The organism is Blautia sp. An46, from assembly GCF_002161645.1.
Classification (GTDB): Bacteria; Bacillota; Clostridia; order Lachnospirales; family Lachnospiraceae; genus Blautia; species Blautia ornithocaccae.
This window is the reverse complement of sequence record NZ_NFIF01000002.1, coordinates 26,214-45,910: the sequence shown is the minus strand read 5'-3', so window position 1 is coordinate 45,910 and position 19,697 is coordinate 26,214. Positions and strand designations below refer to the sequence as shown.

At 44.6% G+C, this 19,697-nt stretch carries 23 protein-coding genes and 2 pseudogenes; 4 read left to right on the top strand and 21 right to left on the bottom strand.

The features are described from left to right. Nucleotide 1: 1 nt before the first annotated feature. The 13 genes from miaB to B5G00_RS02065 form a co-directional block, all read right to left on the bottom strand. Nucleotides 2–1,477, bottom strand: a complete 1,476-nt coding sequence (gene miaB, locus B5G00_RS02130; RefSeq protein WP_087267814.1) for a tRNA (N6-isopentenyl adenosine(37)-C2)-methylthiotransferase MiaB — start codon at nt 1,475–1,477, stop codon at nt 2–4. A 109-nt stretch (nt 1,478–1,586) separates the two neighbouring features. Continuing rightward, entirely contained in the window at nt 1,587–2,138 is a 552-nt protein-coding gene (locus B5G00_RS02125) for a 5-formyltetrahydrofolate cyclo-ligase (protein WP_087267811.1), read from the bottom strand. Further along, nucleotides 2,116–2,337 (bottom strand): DUF896 domain-containing protein, encoded by a 222-nt coding sequence (locus B5G00_RS02120; protein ID WP_087267809.1) that lies wholly within the window; start codon nt 2,335–2,337, stop codon nt 2,116–2,118. The genes B5G00_RS02125 and B5G00_RS02120 overlap by 23 nt, the downstream gene beginning before the upstream one ends. Before the next feature lie 20 nt (nt 2,338–2,357). After that, nucleotides 2,358–3,212, bottom strand: a complete 855-nt coding sequence (proB, locus tag B5G00_RS02115; protein WP_087268485.1) for a glutamate 5-kinase — start codon at nt 3,210–3,212, stop codon at nt 2,358–2,360. A 685-nt stretch (nt 3,213–3,897) separates the two neighbouring features. Beyond that, nucleotides 3,898–4,377: a hypothetical protein gene (locus tag B5G00_RS02105; protein WP_087267803.1), complete on the bottom strand. Its 480-nt coding sequence runs from the start codon at nt 4,375–4,377 to the stop codon at nt 3,898–3,900. A 72-nt stretch (nt 4,378–4,449) separates the two neighbouring features. Further along, complete coding sequence (gene ybeY, locus B5G00_RS02100; RefSeq protein WP_087267800.1) at nt 4,450–4,950, bottom strand: rRNA maturation RNase YbeY; 501 nt, start codon at nt 4,948–4,950, stop codon at nt 4,450–4,452. 3 nt (nt 4,951–4,953) lie between these two features. Next, nucleotides 4,954–5,961, bottom strand: coding sequence for a PhoH family protein (locus B5G00_RS02095; RefSeq protein WP_087267798.1), 1,008 nt, complete (start codon nt 5,959–5,961; stop codon nt 4,954–4,956). Then, complete coding sequence (locus B5G00_RS02090; protein ID WP_087267795.1) at nt 5,954–7,183, bottom strand: sporulation protein YqfD; 1,230 nt, start codon at nt 7,181–7,183, stop codon at nt 5,954–5,956. Before B5G00_RS02090 ends, B5G00_RS02095 begins: the two co-directional genes overlap by 8 nt. 13 nt (nt 7,184–7,196) lie before the next feature. Next, nucleotides 7,197–7,472 carry a YabP/YqfC family sporulation protein gene (locus B5G00_RS02085; protein ID WP_087267792.1) on the bottom strand — a complete coding sequence of 92 codons (276 nt, stop codon included), beginning with the start codon at nt 7,470–7,472 and terminating at the stop codon, nt 7,197–7,199. A gap of 59 nt (nt 7,473–7,531) precedes the next feature. Then, nucleotides 7,532–8,068, bottom strand: a complete 537-nt coding sequence (locus B5G00_RS02080) for a DUF2284 domain-containing protein (RefSeq protein ID WP_087267789.1) — start codon at nt 8,066–8,068, stop codon at nt 7,532–7,534. Further along, nucleotides 8,055–8,570, bottom strand: a complete 516-nt coding sequence (locus tag B5G00_RS02075) for a pyridoxamine 5'-phosphate oxidase family protein (RefSeq protein WP_242971262.1) — start codon at nt 8,568–8,570, stop codon at nt 8,055–8,057. Before B5G00_RS02075 ends, B5G00_RS02080 begins: the two co-directional genes overlap by 14 nt. 14 nt (nt 8,571–8,584) lie before the next feature. Continuing rightward, nucleotides 8,585–12,052, bottom strand: a complete 3,468-nt coding sequence (locus B5G00_RS02070; protein WP_087267783.1) for an SbcC/MukB-like Walker B domain-containing protein — start codon at nt 12,050–12,052, stop codon at nt 8,585–8,587. Next, nucleotides 12,027–13,256 (bottom strand): exonuclease SbcCD subunit D, encoded by a 1,230-nt coding sequence (locus tag B5G00_RS02065; RefSeq protein WP_087267780.1) that lies wholly within the window; start codon nt 13,254–13,256, stop codon nt 12,027–12,029. The genes B5G00_RS02070 and B5G00_RS02065 overlap by 26 nt, the downstream gene beginning before the upstream one ends. 237 nt (nt 13,257–13,493) lie before the next feature. Here B5G00_RS02065 and B5G00_RS02060 point away from each other — a divergent pair, with 237 nt between their 5' ends. The 4 genes from B5G00_RS02060 to B5G00_RS02045 all read left to right on the top strand — a co-directional run bounded on the left by B5G00_RS02060 (nt 13,494) and on the right by B5G00_RS02045 (nt 16,359). After that, a complete protein-coding gene (locus B5G00_RS02060) occupies nt 13,494–14,054 on the top strand; it encodes a DUF2798 domain-containing protein (protein WP_140403104.1) in 561 nt (186 codons plus the stop codon). Nucleotides 14,055–14,137: 83 nt separating this feature from the next. Continuing rightward, complete coding sequence (locus B5G00_RS02055) at nt 14,138–14,716, top strand: hypothetical protein (RefSeq protein ID WP_087267777.1); 579 nt, start codon at nt 14,138–14,140, stop codon at nt 14,714–14,716. A 166-nt stretch (nt 14,717–14,882) separates the two neighbouring features. Continuing rightward, a complete protein-coding gene (locus B5G00_RS02050; RefSeq protein ID WP_087267774.1) occupies nt 14,883–15,350 on the top strand; it encodes a hypothetical protein in 468 nt (155 codons plus the stop codon). Between the two features lie 229 nt (nt 15,351–15,579). After that, entirely contained in the window at nt 15,580–16,359 is a 780-nt protein-coding gene (locus tag B5G00_RS02045; RefSeq protein ID WP_087267770.1) for a prolipoprotein diacylglyceryl transferase, read from the top strand. A gap of 54 nt (nt 16,360–16,413) precedes the next feature. On the opposite strand, the pseudogene B5G00_RS02040 reads toward B5G00_RS02045, so the two are convergent. From B5G00_RS02040 to B5G00_RS02005, 8 genes and pseudogenes are all read right to left on the bottom strand, one after another. Continuing rightward, a pseudogene (locus B5G00_RS02040) lies at nt 16,414–16,638 on the bottom strand (HAD family hydrolase); the annotation flags it as partial. A 162-nt stretch (nt 16,639–16,800) separates the two neighbouring features. Beyond that, nucleotides 16,801–17,262: a hypothetical protein gene (locus B5G00_RS02035; RefSeq protein WP_087267764.1), complete on the bottom strand. Its 462-nt coding sequence runs from the start codon at nt 17,260–17,262 to the stop codon at nt 16,801–16,803. 3 nt (nt 17,263–17,265) lie between these two features. Further along, nucleotides 17,266–17,493, bottom strand: a pseudogene (locus B5G00_RS19735) (DUF3990 domain-containing protein); the annotation flags it as partial. Then, the gene (locus B5G00_RS02025; protein WP_087267760.1) at nt 17,490–18,152 is read right to left on the bottom strand and encodes a YkgJ family cysteine cluster protein; all 663 of its coding nucleotides are present in this window, start codon (nt 18,150–18,152) and stop codon (nt 17,490–17,492) included. The gene B5G00_RS02025 and the pseudogene B5G00_RS19735, both read right to left, overlap by 4 nt. Nucleotides 18,153–18,171: 19 nt before the next feature. Beyond that, the gene (locus B5G00_RS02020; protein WP_087267757.1) at nt 18,172–18,390 is read right to left on the bottom strand and encodes an aspartate dehydrogenase; all 219 of its coding nucleotides are present in this window, start codon (nt 18,388–18,390) and stop codon (nt 18,172–18,174) included. Between the two features lie 50 nt (nt 18,391–18,440). Further along, nucleotides 18,441–18,920 carry a hypothetical protein gene (locus B5G00_RS02015; protein ID WP_087267755.1) on the bottom strand — a complete coding sequence of 160 codons (480 nt, stop codon included), beginning with the start codon at nt 18,918–18,920 and terminating at the stop codon, nt 18,441–18,443. Beyond that, nucleotides 18,898–19,212 carry a hypothetical protein gene (locus tag B5G00_RS02010; RefSeq protein WP_087267752.1) on the bottom strand — a complete coding sequence of 105 codons (315 nt, stop codon included), beginning with the start codon at nt 19,210–19,212 and terminating at the stop codon, nt 18,898–18,900. Before B5G00_RS02010 ends, B5G00_RS02015 begins: the two co-directional genes overlap by 23 nt. 174 nt (nt 19,213–19,386) lie before the next feature. Continuing rightward, nucleotides 19,387–19,599: a FeoA family protein gene (locus B5G00_RS02005; protein ID WP_087267750.1), complete on the bottom strand. Its 213-nt coding sequence runs from the start codon at nt 19,597–19,599 to the stop codon at nt 19,387–19,389. Between the last annotated feature and the right edge of the window lie 98 nt (nt 19,600–19,697).

The following is a 19,697-nucleotide window of genomic DNA, read 5'->3' as shown; positions in this document are numbered from 1 at the left end:
TTTATCCTACTTTCCTGCCCATATAATAAAATCCTCTGCACTCCAGAAGCTCTACCTGACAAAGCTGGCCGATAAGAGAAGTATCTCCTGGAAAATGTACTAGCAGATTGTTTGAGAGCCTTCCTGTAACCAGATGGGGATCCTGGTTGTTCTGCTCTTCTACCAGTACTTCCTGGACAGTTCCCCTGTCTCTGGAGGACATCTCTCTTCCGATTTCCTGTACTTTCTTTAGCAGCCGGTCAAAACGGTCTTTTACCACCTCTTCCGGCACCTGGTCTTCCATCACTGCTGCGGGAGTACCTGTTCTCTTGGAATAGATAAAGGTAAAGGCGCTGTCATAGCGGACTTTCTCAACTACATCCATAGTCTCCAAAAAGTCTTCCTCAGTCTCCCCGGGAAATCCCACAATAATATCTGTAGTAAGGGAAATATCCGGCATAGCCTCACGAATCTTTCTCACCAGCTCCAAATACCTTTCCTTATCATACCGCCGGTTCATCAGCTTCAATATTCGGCTGCTTCCTGACTGGAGCGGCAGATGAATATGGCGGCAGATTTTTTTGCTGTTTTTCATCACCTCAATAAGCTCGTCGGATAAGTCCTTAGGATGAGAGGTCATAAACCGAATCCGCTTCAATCCTTGGATTTTTTCCACTTCCTGAAGAAGCTGTGCGAAAGTCATAGGCTCTTCCAGGTTTTTTCCATAAGAATTTACATTTTGTCCCAGAAGCATAACTTCCACCACCCCGTCTGCTACCAGACGTTCAATCTCCCGGATAATATCCCTGGGATTCCTGCTCCGCTCCCGTCCTCTTACATAGGGAACAATACAGTAGCTGCAGAAATTGTTGCAGCCAAACATGATATTTACCCCGGATTTGAAAGGATATTTTCGCTCTGTGGGCAAATCCTCCACGATCTTGTCTGTATCTTTCCAAATGTCGATGACCATACGGTCAGACAAAAGAGCCGAAACTACCAGCTCCGCAAATTTATAGATATTGTGAGTACCGAAGATCAAGTTTACAAAAGAATAGCTTTTTTTCAGCTTTTCCACTACCTGGGGCTCCTGCATCATACAGCCGCAGAGAGCGATCATCATATGGGGGTTTTTCTTTTTCAGACTGTGTAGATAGCCTAGCCTTCCATAGACGCGCAAGTTGGCATTTTCCCGGACCGTACAGGTATTGTAGATAACAAAGTCTGCATTCTCATCTTCTGTCTCCACATAGCCGATACGCTCCAGTACACCAGCCAGTTTTTCTGAATCTCTTGCATTCATCTGACAGCCGAAAGTCACTGTGCAGGCAGTTAATGGACGTCCCAGTTCCTGTTCCTTTTCCTGGACAAGCTGCCGGGCCTTCTTCATAAACCAGTACTGCCTTTCCGGCTCCTTTATAGGCGGCTCCTGGGTCAGATCCATGTTTTCTATGAGCTGATCTATTTCTGTAGTAAACACTATTTCTTTATTTTCCATTTTATTTCAAAGTCCTTTCCGGGCATTATCTAATTAGTATATATTAACAATTTAACTTTTTCAACTAAATTTGTCAAATAGAAAAGACAGCCCCAAATGGAGCTGTCCATCAGCAAATAATTCTTTTCTCCGTAATTACTTTATCTGGAAAGATATCTGTATCTTCCGCCGGCACTTCCTCCACAATCTGAAACTCAAAAGCAAGGGCTGCCGTCTTGTGTTTTCTGTGTCCTGCAAGATATCGGTCATAAAATCCCTGCCCATAACCGGCCCGGTGGCGGTTCTCATCAAAGGCCACCCCGGGAACGATAAGGAAAGCGTCTTCCTCTGCTGCTTCCGGACAGTCTTCCGGCTCCGGTATCTGAAAATAGCCGGGCTTTAGCTGAGAAAAGTCCTCCAGATAATAATATTTCATCTCATGAGGGCCTGTTACCTTTGGCACTGCCACCCGTTTTCCATTCTCCCAGGCTTTTCGGATGATCTCCCTGGTGGATGCCTCTTTATTATAATCTACATAGGCATATACACAGGAGGCTTCTTTGAATTCGGGAAGGCTGACTACCTTCTCAAAGATAGACATGCTGAGTCTGTCTGCCTCTTCCTGTGTCACTTCTTTACGTTTTGCAAAGACATATTTTCTAATTTCCTTTTTTGAGGCCATATTTTTCTCCTAAATTTGTTATACTTCCATCTTTTTCCTGAATATCAATATTGTCAAGCTGTGCCCGGAGGTTCATGCGGATCACCGCAATATATTCTGTTCTCAGCTTTTTCTGTTCTTCTTTTTCTTCAGGGGTAAGTCCCTCTGTTTTAGCCTTTCTGGCCAGTTCGTTGATTCTGTCAATGGTTTTCTGATCCATGTATCTGCGTACTCCTTTATCTATAAATTTTCAAACATTTTGTGAAGGGCATCTCTCTCTTTTCTGTCTGCCAGAAACAGAGTTCCATAATTTCTTCCCTCCATGATCTTATGTATCACATGAAAATCTGCTCCATTTGCAATAACCATATCCGCTCCCGCACCGGTAGCGATCCTGGCTGCGGAAAGCTTGGTAGCCATGCCTCCGGTACCCACACTGCTGCCGGAACTTTCCTTTCCCATTTTCATAAAATGGTCGTCAATCTTTTCTACTACGTCAATAAACTCCGCATCCGGATTCAAATGGGGGTCGTCTGTAAAGAGACCGTCAATGTCTGACAAAAGGATCAGCATATCCGCATCTGTCAGTGCTGCCACCAGGGCAGAAAGGGTATCGTTGTCTCCGAAAGTATTTACAAACTCAATCTCATCTGTAGACACGGTGTCATTTTCATTGACAATGGGAATAGCCCCCATATGCAGAAGGCTCTGGAGAGTATTTCTGGCGTTATCTCTTGTTTTGGGATTGATCATGGTATACTTTGTCAGCAGTACCTGAGCTGCCGTCTGATTATACTCTGCAAATAGCTTCTGATAGATCATCATCAGCCTGGCCTGACCAATGGCTGCACAGGCCTGTTTCTGGGCTAATGCGGAAGGGCGCTCATGGATTCCCATAACTGCTCTTCCCACCGCAATGGCTCCGGAAGATACCACAATGACGTCCTTCCCCTGATTGTGAAGGTCTGCCAGCTCTCTGACCAAAATCTCCATTTTGATCAGATCCAGGCGGCCAGTCTCCTTATGAGTCAGAGAAGAAGAGCCTATTTTTATCACAACTCTTTTCTTATCTTTCAGTTTTTCACGAATATTCATCTGTCCGCACCTCATGAAATGTTGTTCTTCCTAACGGTTCCACCCTGTACAGGGCTGAACTGATACGGTAAATCATACACTATTTTTCCCGGTTCGTCTATACTTTCAGTATCTTGTTTTTTTCGTCGATTGATCACTGAAGGATAAATTGTGAAAAAACTGCGAACTTTTCCTCAGCATTCTTGTATTTTGTTAAAGTGCATGCTACTATTTTTGTTATGAAATTATGTATATTTTTTTCAAAATTATTACGATACGAGAACAGATATGGCTTATAGAAAAAATCACAAAACTTTTTCAGTGCACAGTCATGATGGGATCTGTAGTCTTTCTGTCTGCTGCTGCATTCCAGAAAATTTCAGACGGACAGACAAATAAAGCAGAGAACATATCTAAAGAAGGGGCTGAAGCTAAAACAGCCGCAGAAACTGAAGTCAATGAAGAAACCGAAGAACCTTTTATCAACATTCTTGAAGCAGAAAGTTCTGAGATGACTATCACATGGGACGCCGCCTTTTCAAGAAGATAATCCGTATATTCTTACGATTTTAAGTGACGCTTACGGAGAACTTGAGCTTTTAGGCGATCTGGTCGCTACAGCGGACCAGGCCCATACAGCACTGTCAGACCAGGAGACAGTGGAATCATCTGTGCATATACAGTAGGCTTGGAATTTCTCACATCTTCAGCTTGAGTAGTTCTCTAAAAAACTGTAAAGTTCCTGGTCTCCTGACAGCGTCTTTCCCAGAAGAACTTCCGCCTGAAGCTCCTGGGGCAGGGTTTCCAGGGGGATATTGGTATGCTCAAAAACCTCCCCGCTTTCTTTGTCATATACCGTAATACAGCCGTTTTCCACTTTCAGCAGAAATTCCTGGTCAGACCCATTGCTTTCTTCTTCCTCCTGACGCAAAACAATCTGTTCCGGTCCATAGGCAGTGATCCGATAACGGTTTCGTAAAAGGCTGCCTTCCTCATAAGTCTCAAATACCAGTTCCTGATCTTTAGAAGAAACAAGGGTGGATACCTGCTGTCTTTCCTGGGCGCTGCTCTCCTGAAGTTTAGACATCTCCTGCCTCAGATCCGCCACCTGATAGCTCAGAAAAAAACCTACCCCCAGAAAAAGAAAGGCAAGAAATAAGCCGATACCATAAACAATTCTTCTCATACAGAATCCTCCTTATCCGATTCCTGAAATATTTTTGTTTATAGTATCGACTGATTTTTCTACTTTATACATTTATCTTGTGATCCCCAGGGTTTCCAGGATCTCTCTCTGCCTGTTTTCCATGAGAACAGCCTCCTCTGCCTCCATATGGTCATAGCCCATCAGATGCAGAAGGCTGTGAGTAATAAGAAAAGCATACTCTCTTAACTGGGAATGTCCATAAGCCTCCGCCTGCTCTTTCAGTTTCGGCACAGAGATCATAATATCCCCCAGGATCAACTCTCCTGTATCCGGATTAAAACAGGACTCGTCCTCCTCGGCATGAGAGAAATCCCCTGGCCGGCCATATTCCAGCATAGGAAAAGAAAGCACATCCGTCTCCCGGTCTATATCCCGGAACTCCCGATTGGTCCTGCGGATCTCTTCATTGTCCGTAAGCACCAAGTTCACTTCTGCCTCATAGGGACAGTTTTCATGATCCAGGGTCCCTTCCATGACTTTTTTTCCAGTTTCCTCCAGGTCAAAATCAAACTCTTTCTGATAGTCTGCATCCATATCCAGATTCAGCGTCATATCTTATCTCCTTCTGTCTTTTCTTACATATTTTTCTTTCTTCTCAGGTTTCTGTTTCTTCTCGTAATCATCATAGGCCTGTACGATTTTCTGTACCAGAGGATGTCTCACTACGTCTTTGCTGGTAAGCTGGCAGAAAGCAATGTCTTCTACCTTTCTGAGCACCTGGATGGCTACATCAAGTCCTGATTTTGCATCATGAGGCAAGTCTTTCTGAGACTGGTCTCCGGTGATCACGACTTTGGAGCCAAAACCGATTCTGGTAAGGAACATTTTCATCTGGGCCGGAGTGGTGTTCTGGGCTTCGTCCAGGATAATAAAAGCATTATCTAAAGTCCGTCCCCTCATATAGGCCAAAGGCGCCACTTCGATCAGCCCTTTCTCCATATTTTTAGAGAAACTGTCTGCTCCCATGATTTCATAGAGGGCGTCGTAAAGAGGCCGGAGATAAGGGTCTACTTTGCTCTGCAGGTCCCCCGGGAGAAATCCCAGTTTTTCTCCTGCCTCAATAGCCGGACGGGTAAGGATGATCCTTCCTACCTCGTCGTTTTTAAAAGCTGTAATGGCCATGGCCATAGCCAGGTAAGTTTTTCCCGTTCCTGCAGGCCCCAGTCCAAAGACGATCATTTTCTTTCGTATCTCATCTACATAGGCTTTCTGTCCCAGGGTCTTAGGCTTGATGGGCCTGCCGTTTAAAGTATGACAGATATAATCCTTATCTATCTCTGTAATAGCGGAAGTTCTTTCCTCCGCCGCCAGAGACAGGGCATAATTTACGTTTTGTTCTGTAATCGTGTTTCCTCTCTTTGACAGTTCCAAAAGCTGGGTAAAGATTTTTACCGCCTGGCGGCAGGCATGCTCCGGTCCCAGAATCTTCAGCTGCCCGTCTCTGGAGATTACCGTCACCCCCAAGGTCCTCTCCATTTTTTTTACATATTCATCAAACTGTCCGAAAACATTCCTCTCATGTTCCGCAGGAAATTCCATCCTCTCTTCACAAATATTACTCATTCTCCTGTGTGTTCCTTTCTGTAGGCTGTTCTAATATTTCAGTAAGAGTTTTCTGCTCATTCTTCTCGATTACTGTCAGGGTTCCTCTGGCAGTGCAGGTTTTGCCCTGTGTTCCTATTTTAACATGATTCTCAGAGATTTGAACCCCTTTTTCCTCTAAAGTTCTTAAAAGGCTGTTCAGGTCTTCCTGGGCTTTTTCTCTGGCTTCTGTCTGAGAATAGGTGAAAGTCTTTTCTTCATAAGCATAATCTGTCACACTTCCATAGTAAACAGGCAGCCGAAAATTTTCTGTCAGTTTTACCTGTTTCAGTTCCGTGACTGTATCATAATCTTCCCAGGCACTTTTTCTTTTCAGGCGGAGATAATAATCTCCAACCTGCAGCAGGATTCCCTTTCTCTGTTCCCCTGTGTACACCGGTTCTTTATAATCCATGGAAAATTCCTGATAGTATTCCAGGTCATGCTGGATATAAATATCCGCATCTGCCTGGGTATATTCATACCCTATGATTTCCCCGCTGTCATTTTTAATATCCAGCCTTCCGCTTACCAGTATCTCTCCGGCAGTGCAGGTATCTCCCTGCTTTTTCAGCGGCGTTCCCTTCCTGGTAACCATAGATACAATAATCCCCTCTGTCTGAGCAGTCAGATCTACTGGCACCCCCTCTCCTGTCTCCCTTTCTTCCAGAGAACCGTTCTCCTTTATCTCCAGGATCAGCCTGCTGCCGGAAATCTTAGCAGATACCCAGGTGATATCCGGGAATTCTTCTCTCATCCGGGCAGCTATATAAGAGCAGTCCAGATTCTTTTTCAGTACGCCATGACGGACATTCAGTTCTTCCAGATAATTCAGGATGCTCTGGGTGCTGTTATATACATTTCCTTCCACATGGATGTTCCAGATATGTCTGGACAAAAGAAAAAGAAGACATAACCCCAGAAAAAAGCCCAGAAAAAATGCCTTTCTCTTTTTATTTCTGTAAAAAAAGAAGGGCAGTCCATACTTTCCGATGATTTTTATTTTCACATGAGACTTCCGGCAGATTCCCCGGATATGCCGGAAACCTTCTACGGTCATATTCATCTCATAGGCATTGTCTCTGCTCACCAGATTCCAGACAGGGATTTTATGATAGGCACAGAGATTCAGGAACCGCTCCGGGGATTCTCCCCAAAAGCGGATACGCACATAGCCTTTTCGATAGGATTCCAATTTCTGCAAGCTCCAGCCTCCTTTACAGAAAAATAATTCTGCAGATATTTCCCGTAATCTTCATTTCCACATCTGTGTAATAGGCGATAGCCAGTCTGGTGCCTTCAATCTGGATCTTATTTTCTTTAGAAAGGACCAGGATACAGGTATCCTGATATTTTCGGATACATTTATAATTTTCAATAAATACTTCTCTGGACCCGGTAAGGGTCAGCACAGATTCTCGGTATGACAGGTCTCTGGGAATATCCAGAGAATCTCCGATCCTGCCTGTAAAATCCCCCAGCCTTCTCTTCAACAGTTCCGTCCCCCTGCCTATAGTCCTTACCACAGCTTATGACAGATTCTATGAAAAAATTACTTCATAAAGATAAGACTGAACCAAAGTATCTCCGTAGGGCTCAGGGTAAAATCCATGGAATACCTGTCTGCCAGCTCACTGACGATAATGCCATGGCTTTCCAGACAGGGATGCATCTTCTCCGGAAATCTGCAAGGTCCCTCAGGGTAGGCGCAGTGTTCACAAATATCACAGGATTCTGTAGAAAGAGCGATACACTCCGTTCCCTGGCTTCTGATGAACTTCTCAATAGAAGCTGTAATCTCTTCATGTTCTCCCCTGGTAGCCAAAGTCTCTTCTAAATTTATTACATCTGACACTGAGGCAATAGTGGAAAAAAGAAAGCACTCTTTATAGGTAAGACACTTTTCTCTGCACTCCTCCACAGTTCCCACTGCCGGTGGGCAGGCCCAGGTAGTATCATATCTTTCACATTCATTCTGGCAGATCCACCTTACTCTTTCAGAAAACTCTATGTCCTCTGGAGAAAAAAAAGCGTACTGATACACCGGGTACTGGCAGATAAATTCTTCGATCTGTTCATGACTGATCATCTGTCTTTTCCTCCTCTTCAGTTTTTTTCGGTTTCCGCTCCTTTCCTCTAAAAGAAACCGTTTCCAGACAATATACATTTACCGCCTGAAGCATATCCGGGGAAAAGGAAAGTTCTGCCTCCGGGGCCATATGCTCCATGATCCTGGAAAGTCCATGTTCTTTCTCTTCCCTATTTTCTAAAAGCCGGATCTTTCCTGTCCCTGTAATACTCTGATAAGCATAAGAATAACTGCAGGTGTAAGTTCCCCGGATCACGCCCTGCTCCAGATCCAGTTCAAACCCCACGTCTTCCCTGGCGGCAAAGGCCTGGACTTTTCTCCCTTCTTTTGCCGAATGGATATAAAATCTCAGAGGTTCTCCTTCTTCCCATGAATATCCGTAATTTACCGGGACAATATAGATCCCATCCTGGTCCATGGTGCCGATCCGCAGCACTTTTGCCTGCTCCAGGATTTCCATAAGCCGTTTTTTCTCCTGTATCTCTCTTTTTGCAAGCCGCATTTTTCTCACAAGATTTACTCCCTTTCTATGTGTATTTTACTTCCGCCTTCTCCTGCCCTTGAGGGCTCTACGATAAGCCTTACCGGAATCCGGGCTTTGATCTCTTCCACATGGCTGATCACCCCTACGCTCCGCTTCCGGTCCCGGATCTTCTCCAGGGCTTCCATAACGATCTCCAGATACTTCTCATCCAGGGTTCCAAAGCCTTCATCCAGGAAAAACAGTTCCATAGGAGCTGCTCCTTTCATCTGGATCTGGGAAGAAAGGGCCAGAGCCAGGGCCAGAGAAGCCATAAAAGTCTCGCCTCCTGATAAAGTGGAAGCCGGACGGGTGGCGCCGCCGTTTTTATAATCCCGGATAATAAACATACCGCTTTGGTCTGTCTCCAGTCCCAGACTGTTTCCGGTCATTTCTTTCAACTTCTCATCTGCCTCTCTGGATACATACTCCATATAATACCGGGCTACATATTCTACAAATTTCTTTCCCCGGAAAAGTCCTTCCAGCTCCTGTAAAAGATCCAGCTTGTGACGGATCTGTCCCATCTTTTCTTCCAGAGCCTCTTTTTCTTTCCAGGCTTTCTCAGTCTGCTCTCTTTCTTTCCGCAGACCTCCCAGGATCCGGTTTGTCTCGACCTGACGGTTTTCCAGATCCTGTACTCCCTTTTTTCGCTCCTCCATCTGGGCCTCGGATATCTTTGCTCCCTTTGACCGGGCTTTTACAGAATCCATCTGGGATTTCACAGACAGAACCTTATTCTGAAAAGCTTCCAGTTTTTCCCGGAGAGTTTCCAGCTCCTCCCTTTCCATCCGCTGGGCCTGGATCCAGGAAATACTCTCTACTTCCTCCTCTGCCATACTCTCTTTCAGAGCTACTTCCCGTTTCCGGACTTCTTTTTCTCCTTCTGTTGCCAGAGCCTGGCCTGAGGCCAGTTCCTGTCCGATACGTTTTTCTCTTTCCTGAAAAAGCTGCCATTGCTCCTCCTGCTCTTTTATATAGGTTTCCAGCGTTTGTTTTTCTCTGAGAAGGCTTTCCTTTTTCTCTTCCAGCCCTTCTGCAGCTCCTGTCTTTTCCCGGATCTGCTCCTTCTTCTCCTGAAGCTCTTTTTCCATTCTCAAAAGTTCTGCTTCCAGCCTGGTCTTTTCGTTCTGTTCCTCCTGAATAATCCTGGATCCCTTTTCCCTGCTTTTTCTTCTGGCCTCAATGGCAGTCTCTAATTTTTCCAGATATTCCTGACACCTTTCCCTGCGCTGATTTTTCTCCTGAAGTTCCTGATAAATGCCGGGGAAATCTTCTTTTGAAACTTTCCGGGGCAGGCTTTCAAACCCTTTTTCCAGGTCCACTATTTCCTCCTGCAGCTTATCCAGCTCCTTCTGCTTTCTGGTCCCTTCTCCTCCAAGGCTCTCTATTCGGGCCTTTTTCCCTGCAATGGACTTTTCCAGCTCAAGGATCCTGTTCTGGATTTCTGTTTCTGTTTTCTTTTCAGTTTCTGTCTTTTCTGTCAGTTTCTCTCTTTCCTGCTCTCTGACAGAAAGGTTCTTTTTCTCCTCCTCCAGATCCATATGAAGAAACTCCCGGTTCAGCCGTCCCTCCTCCTCTTTGCGGACTTTCTCCTGCTGCCGGTTATTCTCCAGAAGAGTCTTAAACCGGGTAATGTTTCCGGAAATCTCCTGAAGCCTTCTTTCTGCCTGTTCTCTCTTTTCCTCAGGATTTTCCTGGTCCTCCATAGAAGAGGAAAGGCTTTCATGGTGTATGCTGCCGCAGACCGGACATGGCTGTCCTTCCTTTAAATCTCTGGCCAGTATGTAAGCCAGATTCTTCCGGTAGGCTTCATCTGCCCGGGCCTTTTCCTCCATAGCCAGGTTCTTCACTTCCTGGGCTCTCTGAAGCTCCTGCATAAGTTTCTCTTCCTGGGCTGCCAGTTCCTTTTTCTGCTCTTCCAGGGCCTTTTTCCTGACCTGTTCTTCTTCTACACGGAAAAGCTTCTCTTTAAAGCTTTCCAGATGAGCAAGCCCTGCCAGAGCAGCCTCATCCTCTTTTCTCTTTTCCTGGGCTTCTAAAAGCCGGGACGCTGCCTGGGCCTTCTCCTCAGCCAGTTTCTGCTGATCTCCATTTTCTTTTTCCTGCCGGGCCAAAAGCTGTCCCAGTTCCTCTTTTTTTCTCTTCTCTTCCTCTTTTCTTCTTCCCAGTTCCAGCCAGAGCCGGTACCCCTCCTGGATCGTCTCCTGCTCCTGGACTGTTACTTTAACCTTATTCAGAGCAAAAGCAGCCTTTTCTCTTTCTTCTTCGTACAGCTTCAGATCGTTCTCCAGTTTTTCCAGCTTGGCCTGGTCTTCCTGTAATTGGCGGTTTCGGTCTTCCAGGGCTTTTTTCTTATTCTGTGATTCCGCTTCCAGGGTTTTCAGTCCTGCCAGAAGGGCGATTCCCTCTTCCAGCCGGATCCTTTGGATTTCCAGGGCAGGGAGATCTTTCTGTTTTTTCTCCTGGGCCGTTTTTACCTGTTCTTCCAGAACTGCTTTTTCCTGCTCCAGTTTTTTCTGTTCCCCCAAAAGCTGCTCCAGTTTTTCTCTCCGCTCTGTCAAGTTCTCCTGTCCCTGAAGGAAATCCTGCAGGACCTTCCAAAGCCGCTCTGCTTTCTGTGCCTGTCCGATCCGTTCTTCTGCCAGAAGCATTTCTCCCTGCTGTCCTTCCAGCAGCCGGGCTTCTTTTTCCAGACTGTCGTACTCTTTCTGGGCTTCAAACCGGACTTTCTCTTCTTCCAGTTTTTTTCTGGACTCCTGAAGCTTCAGGGCATCCTTCTGGAACTGTTCCTGGCAGGTCTTTTCTTTCTCCTTCAGCTCCCGGACTTTCTCCCGGGTGATTTCTCCATATCTGGAAAGGGCCCCAAGCTGCTCCTTCTCCTGCCCCTGCCACTGCTGGACTTTCCCCCGGATGATCTGGACCAGAGATTCCCCGTATTTTTCCAGATGGAACAATCTCTCCAGCATTTTATTCCGTTCCATACCGTCCAGCTTGAGGAACTCGGAAAATTTTCCCTGAGGAAGGACTACGGTCCGGAAAAAATCTTCTTTTGACAGGCCGATAATTTCTCTGCATTTTTCATTTACAGATCCCACCTTATCCGCCAGCACTTCTTCTCTGTCTTCCAGGATTTCCAGAAAACGGGCGCCGTCGCTGCGGATGCTGCCTTCTTTTGAACGCTTAAATCCTCTGGTCACCCGGTAGGTATGGATTTCCTTTGTCTTTACAGAAAAAATATAGTCTACCAACGCTTTGTCTGTACTCACATGGATAAAATTCGTGCTGTTTCTGGCTGTGGTTCCGTATAAAGCCAGGGTGATCCCGTCCAGGATACTGCTTTTCCCGCTTCCCGTCGGCCCGAAGATCCCGAAAAGCCCTTCCCCGGTCAGTTCCTGAAAGTCAATTTCCTGAGGCTCCAGAAAGCTGTTCAGTCCTTTAATCTTTATCCAGATCGGTCTCATATTCCCTCTCCTTTTCTATGATCTCTGTGAGAGTCTCCAAAAGTTCCGCTTCCGGTTCTACGCCTTTTCTCTCCGCATAATATTCGGTAAAAAGCTCCTGAAAACTCTTTTCCAGAAAGTTTCCCTTCTCTTCCTCCCTGTCCCGGGAAGGAAAAAGAGGAACCACTTCCAGAATATCTTCTTTGTATTTCTTCAGTTCTTTGATCTGCTCTTCTCTTATAAAGCTGTCCGTATGGATATGGAGATAAACATAGCAGGGCCTGTCCTGATTTTCCATACACTTTTCCAAAGCTGCCTGGTAGTCCCCGCATACCCATTTTTCAATAGGCTTTGGATTGTCAAAATACAGATCTTCTGTCTCCGGCTTCTGGCCCGGGTGCAAAGTCACCAGAAGACATTCCTTTGCCACCGTAGTTTCCTGGAGCCGGTAAGGGAGAGGAGATCCGCTGTATCGGATCCTGCCCTGACTCCCCACAGCCTTCTGTGGCCGGTGCACATGGCCAAGCGCCACATAATCTGCCTCTTCCGGAAAAGTCTCCATAGGAAGGAGATAACTGTTCCCCAGGCTCAGACTCTGCTCTGATCCGTCCTTGATACAGCCAAGAGTAAAAACATGAGCCATCAGGATATTTATAGTGTCTTTTGCAAACCACCGGGCTCTTTTGGCAAAAAGCTCCTGCATTTTCTGGGCATAGGTAACTGCTCTTTCCTGGTCTTCTTCCTGGTCCCGGTAGAGTACCTCGTTCAGGGTCCTTTCACTGGCATAGGGCACGCAGGCAACTACTGCCTGCTCTCCCCCTTTTTCAAAAGAAAAGACTCCCTCATCCAGGGACTCTATCTGAAACTTTCCATACTGTCCCGATTCAATCTTTGAGCGGGGCGTTCCATAGATCAGGATCCCGTGTTCTCTTACCAAAGGGATCACCGCCTCCAGCCTTGATGGCTGATCATGATTCCCTGCAATCAGGACCACCAGTCTTTCCCCTCCATTGCTCAGATCCTTCAAAGTCTGGTAGAGAAGAGCTTCCGCTCCCGCAGAAGGATGGCCGTTGTCAAAAATATCTCCGGCCACACAGACCATATCCGCCTGCCCTTCTTCGGCCATAGCCACCAGCTGCTCCATAACAATTTTCTGTTCTTCCAGACGGCTCCTTCCTTCCAGAAGCTTTCCCAAATGCCAGTCCGCTGTATGTAAAATTTTCATAATTTCTGCCCTCGGCTTCCTATCACATAAGATTCTTTTCCTATTCTACCATTGGCGGCCATAGAAAAAAAGTCTGATTTTCTCTTGAAGTTCAAAATATTTCCTGCTATAATATGTTCCGCAAAAAGCTGACAATACGTATGTCTTACATAAACAATAGAAATAAGTCTTTCAGGCGTAGTCTATGTGTATAGACTGCGTTTTTGTTTGTCTAAAAAACAAAGGAGGACTTAAATTATGCCAAAAACAAAATTTCAGGAATTTCTGCGGGCAACGAGCCAAGCGGGCGTGCCCCAGCAGGACCATTTGGCGACTGCCGCAGGAGTCAAATCCTGTAGCAAACTACAGGATTTGACTTATGGAGTGCTGATGACCTTTTTCATGGTCATCGCCATGGAGCTTTATAATGCAGGGCTGAGAGACGAAGGGCTGACTTACAGTGCCCTGCCCAATGCTTTGTCAGAAATGCGTTTTATGTTTCCCATCTGCTTTGTCATGGGGTTTTTCTTCATTGACCGTCTGGCTCCTAAAATCGCTTTTAAAATGGCGGTTCCGGGAAAAGATAATCCCCTGCTGGTCACTACCGTAAGGGCCTGTGTAACCGTTGCCTTTATGTGTCCGATCATGAGCCTCTGGGCCACTTTTATCTTCAAACATCCCGGGATCCATTTCCTTCCTGTATGGCTCCAGACCGTTGCCTGCAACTTCCCTATGGCTCTTATCTGGCAGGTATTTTACTGCGGGCCCCTGGTACGCTTCCTGTTCCGTAAGATTTTTCGGGTTCGAAAGGAAGGTTGAGACAGAAAAAGCAGCCTCTTGATTGCAAAATATGAATAATCTATAATAATGTCAAATTATTATAGATTGGTGGTGAAAAGCTTATGAAAAAAATAGGCTTATGGATCTTTGAGGTGATTCGTATAGTTGTATGCGTTGTATTACTATTCGCAAGCTGCCTGGCAATGCTCCTTGCTATCGCTTTAAAAGACAGTCCTTATATGATTTACGACATTTCAGAAAAAATAGAGGACAATATTGCCATTATTAGCGATAATATTCCTTGGCCGTCCATTTTACCTGACAGCACAAAGATTTTAAAGTTGCGCTATTATCAGCATACTTTTGATGCAGAATGGAGCTATATATCTGTTACAGTTCAGGTTCCGGCTGATGAGACCATCGATAGTTCTGCCATGCCTGACGGATACCAAATTTCTCACAATGAAATCCAAGGAGAAAATCGGCTGATTCAATTTTCTTATCACTGTTCCGCATCTGCTATGGGAAGCCTCTATGATTGGATTGTGCAAAACAGCAAACGGATTTATGATATAAAAGAAATTATTCTATCGTTTCTTCCGGCTATCGGCCTATTATTGGCTGCTATATTGGTTGTGATTCCTTATGGAAAAATTCACAGATATTTTAAAAATCGAAAAAATCCACCACAAAGACAATAACAAAATATCTAAAAACATCCTTTAGATGATACTTTTCCAAGCCATTGAGTATCTTTATCTATACTTTATAAGAATTTATAAAAAGTTTAAATCCTTTGGTCAGTTTAAAGGTTGAATTATTATTATGATTTGTTATTCTATAAACAAAAAGCGAGGAGGTAATTTTGTGAAAAAATATGTTCTCTTAAGCATCATAACTTGTTTTACTCTACCATTTACTTCTAGCTGTTCATTTTTCAATCCTTCTTCCGATATAGAAGTTTCTGCGCCAAATGCGGACACTACTGAATCGGACAATGCAGCATCGGAAGGCGAAACTACGCCTTCATCTGACGTGGAAGATTCCTCATACGCTGATTCCTCCGTAAATGCTGATGAAGCAGAGACTACCCCGGATATCCAGACTACCGTAGGTTATGTCCTTTCCGTTGATGAAAATACAATGTATGCAGACTTAAAAAACACTGGCAGCAGACTTTATCCTGGAGAAGGAGAAGATCGTAAGGTAGCATTTGATATATCGAATGCAGAGCAAGTTCAAACCAATATCTCAGAGTTCAATCCTGCCACAGATAATCTAATCAGCCCGGGAACCCAAGTAACTATCAAATACTACGTTGTTATCTGTTTGTGATCCGATTTCAGACCCTATATCTGTTGACAGCCAAGTAGCTATCGCCTACTATACAAAGCAAGACATTAATTATGCTATATATGTTGGGTCCATGTCTTAAATTTATTACGGCCTCGCTCCTGTTTAGAAAATCTTCAGAATTCCTCCGGCAAATCTTTCTTGTTCCTTCTGGGATTAAATGCTATAATGAGGAGACGAAATTTTATACAGGAAAGTGAGCTGAAAAGATATGAGAATGGAATTATTTTCCATAGGACCATTTACCATATACAGTTATGGGCTGATGATCGCTGTGGGAATTCTGGTATGCATTGCTATGGGAATGTACCGTGCAAAGAAGCGTGGAATGAGTGATGACGCAGTTCTGACCATCGCCATTATCGGCGTGCTCTCCGGCTTTATCGGAGCAAAACTGCTTTATGTAATTGTAGAGTTTGATCAGTTTATAGTAGATCCTATGTCCGTTATGGGCGGCGAGGGCTTTGTGGTCTATGGAGGAATCATTGTAGGTGTTCTCTCCGCAGTTATTTACTGCCGGCAGAAAAAACTGGTATTCCTGGAGTACTTTGATCTACTTGCTCCCTCCATCGCCGTTGCTCAGGGATTCGGACGGATCGGCTGCTTTCTGGCAGGCTGCTGTTATGGCAGGGAAACAGATTCCTTCCTGGGTGTGGTCTTTCCGGAACACAGCATGGCTCCCTCAGGGGTAAAGCTGCTGCCCACTCAGCTTTTCTCTTCGGCAGGGGATTTTCTGATCATGGCCATTCTTCTCCTCTACAGCAGAAAGACACGGCCAAAAGGCAGAACCGGAGCTCTTTATCTGATTCTTTATGGTATCGGACGGTTCCTCATTGAGTTTTTGCGGGCAGATGACCGGGGAACTGTGGGAAGCCTGTCTACCTCTCAATTTATCTCCATTGGGATTGTAGCTGTGGGACTGATCCTGTTTTTTAGCAGCAAGCTCTTCCACAGGGCAGAAAAAGCGGTCACCACTTCCCCTGAAGAATAGTAAAAATCTCCCGCCGGGAACACAGCGAAAACTGTGAGCCTGACGGGAGAAATTTTATATTATATCCAAATATTTGCTTAATCCATAAATAATCCCATTGCTGTCATTGTCCAAAGTGATAAATCCTGCCGCATTTTTTACTCTTTCTTCCCCGTTTTCCATTGCAATACTGTATTCATATCCAGACAGCATTTCCAAGTCATTCATATCGTCTCCAAAAACTGCAATCTCCTTCTTGGAAAATCCCAGACTTTTTCTTATATTTTCGATACTGTTATATTTACTGGCTCTGGTGCTGGAACCGGTGTGATACTATCTACAAGATTTTTATAATAGATCAAAATTTTTATAACCTTCTTCATATATTCCGGAATTATCCATCTGATTTCCCGGTCCTCGATTCCCCAGTGCTTTCTGGCAGATTTTTCTGTGATGCCTGACCTATAGCATTTTATTTTCTACAAAACATTCATACAAATATGAAGGATTTTCATAATATACGCTGCTGTTATAATCATCTATTTTTTCACTGATAAAAGAATTATACACCATCTGTAGCGCTTCAATAACATCTATATGTTTTTCCTGGGCAACGTTTTTAATTAATCTCTTATAAACTTTTCCAATATCCCAATGGGTTGGTATCGCATATTTACAATCACCCACATTGTCAAAGATTCCTGTTGGAATATGGGCCTCCTCTATAAAATCATCGCTGACCCGTTCAATATTATCGCTGTGGTAAATATCTGCTAAATCATATATTTTTTCCAGCCTTTTTTTACCCAATAACTGAACGACTGTGGCTCTCTTATTTTTTGTCTTTCTGGCAATATAGTCTATCAGGCTGCATGTAAAAAACAGATCATTATCCTTCCGGTCTTCTCTTCCCTGATTCTCCATAACCTATTTAACCTCCTCATAGCCCCTGTATTTTAAACATTGTAATGCTTCTTTAGTACAGAAGTTACCCTCAGTGTACAAGGGGCCAAACGCCCCTTGTACACTGAGGGTAATCTGATGTGTAGGATATTTAAACTTTGCTAATACCCAGAATTGTTCTCTTGTAATGACACCATCCATATAATCCGAGACATAGTTATAAATTTGGTCATTTGCCATTGCGCCAATCAGAAAAAATACTTCTCCCCCGCTTTCAGCTTTTCTTCGAACTGCCCATAAAAGTCCTCGGTAAAGTCCCAGGGTGCCAGGTAGAAGTTCTTCAGGATATACATAGATACATTTTTGGCCCCCTCCGGCTCCTGGAACTGTTCCAGAATTTTCTCTACTTTTTTCAAAAAATTATGCCATTCCAGGACATAAGCCTCGTATTTTTTCAGTTCCGGAGTATCCAGCCATTTGCTTACTTTTACTTTGGTCTTCGGCTGTTTCGAACATTCGTGAACCTGGAGAAAATAATGAAATCCCTCCTCCTCATAGATCCGTCCCAGAGGGAACATCCGGCAGAATCCAGGTCGATGGGGATGAATGCTGCATCTTCCTTCCGGATCAAGAAAACTGCACCGTTCTGCCTCGCCGGCCATTTTCAGATTGGGAAGTATGATCCCGTCCACCACGTTTAACTCCAGGGCATAGGTCAGAAGCTCCTGAAAACTCTGGCCCAGTCCCGCTTCCAGGCGGAATACATCATAGGGGTCCAGAACCACCGATTTCCCCATTTCTTTGCAGCAGTCACAGCATCCACGGCAATCGTCGCAGCCGGCTTTTACCATATCTCTGGATGTGTACAGCTTTCCGTCGGAAACTTCCGCCAGATCGATCTCTCTCAACATATATGTATTCTCCTCTGTCTTAATATTCTGTCCTGATCTCCTCCCTGGAGATTCCGTAAGTCTTCATAAATTCTTCCAGATCTTTGTCGCTGCGGATGCAGCAGATATCCTGGAATTTTCCTGTTTCCTGATCTTTAAATCCGGCAGTCTTTTCTCCCGTACAGATACTGGAACGTATTACCGGAATCTGTCTGTTCCGGTCAAAGGACAGCCGCTTTTCTTTTTTCTTAAAGAACATATTCCTTTTCCTCTCTCGGATAGAATAAACCGGGCTTAACCCTCAAAAATTCATACCCTGTATTTCCAATAATACAGACCTTCTGTCTCCACCACTTTATCCAGCAGATCTTTCAGGGATTCGCTCTCATTGTATACTGCAATGCTGAGGACTCCTCCTGTAATGCTGATGATGGAATTTTCTTTTCCCAGAAGAATATCTACCTGCCCCTTTTTCTTCATAATGACTCTTTTTAAGATCTTCACCAGAAGATCGCATCGTTTCTCTTTCAGCCAGCCGTTTCTTTTCGGTTTTAAAGGGGGATACTCCTCTACATATACTTCAAAGGGATAATAACAGATAACCTTTAAAATAATGGCAATAGCTTTATCGCAGAATTCCTGAAGCTGTTTATCCTGAAGGAAATAACTTTCCACCTCTTCAAAAATACTGTTGCCATGTTCTGCCACATGGTAGGGAAGAAAATCGATCACCCGATAGTCCTCCGAAAACAGAGAGTTCAGTTTTTCACTTCTTTTTACCCTGCTCATACTCCTCTTCCTCCTCCATGCTTGCTAAGAACATCTCATAAAAATCGTCTTCCCCGTCCAGTTTCGGAGAATTCTCTCCTCCGCCATTGGTACTTCTCTTCATCTCCGCATAAAATTCTTCTCCTGCAGTGACCAGTTCCATCTCATAGATCTCATAGCCTAATTCCCGGCATTTCCTGCAAAAAGCTCCCAGTGGATTCTCTGCCTTTCTGGTCTCCAGAAGCTCCTTTCTAAGTTTTTCATCGCTCATAGCCTGTCTCTGCAGTTTATCTAATAATTCAATCGTATTCATATCCTCTGCTCCCTTCCAGCTATACAGACGTCATTTCCTGTCCGCAAAAATATTTGTTCTTCCACTTTGGTATCATTATATAACACCCCCGGCAAAATTCCTAGCAAAAATGCAGCGTCCAAAGAAGTCTTTTTGTTCTTCTTTGAACGCTGCATTTCATAATGGGCTGAATCCTCATACCTTTATCCGGTCTGCGATTTCTTTACCAATTGCCAGTCTCTTATCCCGGGCGCCAATGATCACGCAGTCCTTATGATTCTGGATCACCTGAACCTGACTGCCCTCCTGAATCTGGTAACGCTTCATAAATTCCAGCACCTCAGGTATTCCGAATATCCATTTAATGGTGTAGCTTTCACCACGCTTTGTCTGCGACAATGCCTGCATAAGAATACCTCCCTCCGTTGTCAAGGCTGTTATCTTTCCTATATTCTAAAATGTCCCTTCACAGTTAGTCAACAGTAAATAACTTTTGAAAAGATACA

What these genes read in the sequence shown, in the direction of transcription:
- miaB (WP_087267814.1), bottom strand. Translation starts at nt 1,477, where the DNA reads ATGGAAAATAAAGAAATAGTGTTTACTACAGAAATAGATCAGCTCATA.
- B5G00_RS02125 (WP_087267811.1), bottom strand. Translation starts at nt 2,138, where the DNA reads ATGGCCTCAAAAAAGGAAATTAGAAAATATGTCTTTGCAAAACGTAAA.
- B5G00_RS02120 (WP_087267809.1), bottom strand. Translation starts at nt 2,337, where the DNA reads ATGGATCAGAAAACCATTGACAGAATCAACGAACTGGCCAGAAAGGCT.
- proB (WP_087268485.1), bottom strand. Translation starts at nt 3,212, where the DNA reads ATGAATATTCGTGAAAAACTGAAAGATAAGAAAAGAGTTGTGATAAAA.
- B5G00_RS02105 (WP_087267803.1), bottom strand. Translation starts at nt 4,377, where the DNA reads ATGAGAAGAATTGTTTATGGTATCGGCTTATTTCTTGCCTTTCTTTTT.
- ybeY (WP_087267800.1), bottom strand. Translation starts at nt 4,950, where the DNA reads ATGACGCTGAATCTGGATATGGATGCAGACTATCAGAAAGAGTTTGAT.
- B5G00_RS02095 (WP_087267798.1), bottom strand. Translation starts at nt 5,961, where the DNA reads ATGAGTAATATTTGTGAAGAGAGGATGGAATTTCCTGCGGAACATGAG.
- B5G00_RS02080 (WP_087267789.1), bottom strand. Translation starts at nt 8,068, where the DNA reads ATGATCAGTCATGAACAGATCGAAGAATTTATCTGCCAGTACCCGGTG.
- B5G00_RS02075 (WP_242971262.1), bottom strand. Translation starts at nt 8,570, where the DNA reads ATGCGGCTTGCAAAAAGAGAGATACAGGAGAAAAAACGGCTTATGGAA.
- B5G00_RS02070 (WP_087267783.1), bottom strand. Translation starts at nt 12,052, where the DNA reads ATGAGACCGATCTGGATAAAGATTAAAGGACTGAACAGCTTTCTGGAG.
- B5G00_RS02065 (WP_087267780.1), bottom strand. Translation starts at nt 13,256, where the DNA reads ATGAAAATTTTACATACAGCGGACTGGCATTTGGGAAAGCTTCTGGAA.
- B5G00_RS02060 (WP_140403104.1), top strand. Translation starts at nt 13,494, where the DNA reads ATGCCAAAAACAAAATTTCAGGAATTTCTGCGGGCAACGAGCCAAGCG.
- B5G00_RS02055 (WP_087267777.1), top strand. Translation starts at nt 14,138, where the DNA reads ATGAAAAAAATAGGCTTATGGATCTTTGAGGTGATTCGTATAGTTGTA.
- B5G00_RS02045 (WP_087267770.1), top strand. Translation starts at nt 15,580, where the DNA reads ATGAGAATGGAATTATTTTCCATAGGACCATTTACCATATACAGTTAT.
- B5G00_RS02035 (WP_087267764.1), bottom strand. Translation starts at nt 17,262, where the DNA reads ATGGAGAATCAGGGAAGAGAAGACCGGAAGGATAATGATCTGTTTTTT.
- B5G00_RS02025 (WP_087267760.1), bottom strand. Translation starts at nt 18,152, where the DNA reads ATGTTGAGAGAGATCGATCTGGCGGAAGTTTCCGACGGAAAGCTGTAC.
- B5G00_RS02020 (WP_087267757.1), bottom strand. Translation starts at nt 18,390, where the DNA reads ATGTTCTTTAAGAAAAAAGAAAAGCGGCTGTCCTTTGACCGGAACAGA.
- B5G00_RS02015 (WP_087267755.1), bottom strand. Translation starts at nt 18,920, where the DNA reads ATGAGCAGGGTAAAAAGAAGTGAAAAACTGAACTCTCTGTTTTCGGAG.
- B5G00_RS02010 (WP_087267752.1), bottom strand. Translation starts at nt 19,212, where the DNA reads ATGAATACGATTGAATTATTAGATAAACTGCAGAGACAGGCTATGAGC.
- B5G00_RS02005 (WP_087267750.1), bottom strand. Translation starts at nt 19,599, where the DNA reads ATGCAGGCATTGTCGCAGACAAAGCGTGGTGAAAGCTACACCATTAAA.